A 3,433-nucleotide genomic window follows, 5' to 3' on the forward strand; every position below is an offset into this window, starting at 1 on the left:
AAGTTCGGCGGTGTCCTACTCTCCCACAACCCTTCGGTTGCAGTACCATCGGCGCTGTCAGGCTTAGCTTCCGGGTTCGGAATGGGACCGGGCGTTTCCCTGACGCTATAACCACCGAAACACTCCGAAACAACACACACCGTGTCACCAGTGTGGTGTTTCAGAACCGTAGAGTGGATGCGTAACATCTTTGTAGGCAAGTCCTCGGCCTATTAGTACCAGTCAACTCGACAACACATTACTGTGCTTCCATTTCTGGCCTATCAACCCAATGGTCTGTTGGGGGCCTTAACCCACATGGGGTGGGATACCTCATCTTGGAACAGGCTTCCCGCTTAGATGCCTTCAGCGGTTATCCCTTCCGAACGTGGCCAACCAGCCATGCCCCTGGCGGGACAACTGGCACACCAGAGGTTCGTCCGTCCCGGTCCTCTCGTACTAGGGACAGCCTTCCTCAAGTATCCTACGCGCGCGGCGGATAGGGACCGAACTGTCTCACGACGTTCTAAACCCAGCTCGCGTGCCGCTTTAATGGGCGAACAGCCCAACCCTTGGGACCTACTCCGGCCCCAGGATGCGACGAGCCGACATCGAGGTGCCAAACCATGCCGTCGATATGGACTCTTGGGCAAGATCAGCCTGTTATCCCCGGGGTACCTTTTATCCGTTGAGCGACACCCCTTCCACCAGGAGGTGCCGGATCACTAGTCCCGACTTTCGTCCCTGCTCGACATGTCTGTCTCACAGTCAAGCTCCCTTGTGCACTTGCACTCAACACCTGATTGCCAACCAGGCTGAGGGAACCTTTGGGCGCCTCCGTTACTCTTTAGGAGGCAACCGCCCCAGTTAAACTACCCATCAGGCACTGTCCCTGAACCAGATCATGGCCCGAGGTTCAGATTCCCAATTCGACCAGAGTGGTATTTCAACAACGACTCCACAACAACTAGCGTTGCCGCTTCACAGTCTCCCACCTATCCTACACAAGCCGAACCGAAAACCAATACCAAACTATAGTAAAGGTCCCGGGGTCTTTCCGTCCTGCCGCGCGTAACGAGCATCTTTACTCGTAGTGCAATTTCGCCGGGCCTGTGGTTGAGACAGCCGGAAAGTCGTTACGCCATTCGTGCAGGTCGGAACTTACCCGACAAGGAATTTCGCTACCTTAGGATGGTTATAGTTACCACCGCCGTTTACTGGCGCTTAAATTCTCAGCTTCGCCCCGAAAGGCTAACCGGTCCTCTTAACGTTCCAGCACCGGGCAGGCGTCAGTCCATATACATCGTCTTGCGACTTCGCATGGACCTGTGTTTTTAGTAAACAGTCGCTTTCCGCTGGTCTCTGCGGCCACCCACCCCTAGCTCGAGAAGAGCTTCAGGATGTTTGGCCCCCCTTCTCCCGAAGTTACGGGGGCATTTTGCCGAGTTCCTTAACCACAGTTCACCCGATCGCCTTGGTATTCTCTACCTGACCACCTGTGTTGGTTTGGGGTACGGGCCGTGCATGCACTCACTAGAGGCTTTTCTCGGCAGCATAGGATCACTCTACTTCGCCTCAAACGGCTACGCATCACGTCTCAGCCTATTGCCATGCGGATTTGCCTACATGACGGCCTACACGCTTACACCAGGACAACCATCGCCTGGCGGAGCTACCTTCCTGCGTCACCCCATCGCTTGACTACTACGAAATCAGGTCCCACGCTCCACACACAAACCTCCATCCGAAGACTTCAGTCCATGGCTTTGGGTGGTTAGTATCAAACGCCTCGTCATGGGCGCACATGCTCGGGTACGGGAATATCAACCCGTTGTCCATCGACTACGCCTGTCGGCCTCGCCTTAGGTCCCGACTTACCCTGGGCGGATTAGCCTGGCCCAGGAACCCTTGGTCATCCGGCGGCAGAGTTTCTCACTCTGCATTCGCTACTCATGCCTGCATTCTCACTCCCACACCCTCCACGACTGGCTTCCGCCGCCGCTTCCCTGGATGCAGGACGCTCCCCTACCCATCCACACCACTAGACAACACCCTCAAGGAGTGAAGCCGATGTATTGCATGAATGACACAGCTTCGGCGGTGTGCTTAAGCCCCGCTACATTGTCGGCGCAGGACCACTTGACCAGTGAGCTATTACGCACTCTTTCAAGGGTGGCTGCTTCTAAGCCAACCTCCTGGTTGTCTGGGCAATCCCACATCCTTTCCCACTGAGCACACACTTAGGGGCCTTAGCTGGTGTTCTGGGCTGTTTCCCTCTCGACGACGAAGCTTATCCCCCGCCGTCTCACTGCCGTACTCTAACACCACGGTATTCGGAGTTTGGTTGATTTCGGTAACCCGGTAAGGCCCCTAGACCATCCAGTAGCTCTACCCCCGTGGAGAAACATACGACGCTGCACCTAAATGCATTTCGGGGAGAACCAGCTATCACGGAGTTTGATTGGCCTTTCACCCCTACCCACAGCTCATCCCCTCAGTTTTCAACCTAAGTGGGTTCGGGCCTCCACGACGTCTTACCGTCGCTTCACCCTGGCCATGGGTAGATCACTCCGCTTCGGGTCTAGACCACGCGACTACATTCGCCCTATTCAGACTCGCTTTCGCTACGGCTACCCCACACGGGTTAACCTCGCCACGCAGCACTAACTCGCAGGCTCATTCTTCAAAAGGCACGCCATCACCCAACAAGTGAGCTCTGACGGCTTGTAGGCACACGGTTTCAGGTACTCTTTCACTCCCCTCCCGGGGTACTTTTCATCTTTCCCTCACGGTACTCGTCCGCTATCGGTCTTCAGGAAGTATTTAGGCTTACCGGGTGGTCCCGGCAGATTCACAGCAAATTCCACGAGCTCGCTGCTACTCGGGAACACCACCAAGGTCCTTGAAACTGGTTTTCGCGTACGGGGCTCTCACCCACTCCGGCCCGCCATCCCAAGCGGTTCCACTAACCAGCACAACAACCCGAAAAGATGTCAGTCCTTTCAAGGCGGGTCCCACAACACCGTCTGCACAACGCCTGACAGCTTGACATACAAACGGTTTAGCCTCTTCCGCTTTCGCTCGCCACTACTCACGGAATCACGGTTGTTTTCTCTTCCTGCGGGTACTGAGATGTTTCACTTCCCCGCGTTCCCTCCACACACCCTATATATTCAGGTGCGGGTAACACCACATCACTGGTGCTGGGTTTCCCCATTCGGAAATCCTCGGATCACAGCTCGGTTGACAGCTCCCCGAGGCTTATCGCAGCCTCCTACGTCCTTCATCGGCTCCTGAAGCCAAGACATCCACCATGTGCCCTTAACAACTTGACCACAAAGATGCTCGCATCCACTCTACAGTTCTCAAACACCACACCAGAAACAAACCACATTCCCGAGGCGCAAGCCCCGAGGCGTGTTGCCTCAGGACCCAACAGTGTGCTTCATGAACA

The 3,433-nt window shown here is 55.6% G+C and carries 2 rRNA genes; both read right to left on the minus strand.

The features are described from left to right. Positions 1 to 2 precede the first annotated feature (2 nt). Positions 3 to 119: ribosomal RNA gene (gene rrf, locus CF165_RS49555) — 5S ribosomal RNA — on the minus strand. A 73-nt stretch (positions 120 to 192) separates the two neighbouring features. Further along, positions 193 to 3,314 (minus strand): 23S ribosomal RNA (locus CF165_RS49560). Positions 3,315 to 3,433 lie beyond the last annotated feature (119 nt).

It is taken from the genome of Amycolatopsis vastitatis, assembly GCF_002234595.1.
Lineage (GTDB): Bacteria > Actinomycetota > Actinomycetes > Mycobacteriales > Pseudonocardiaceae > Amycolatopsis > Amycolatopsis vastitatis.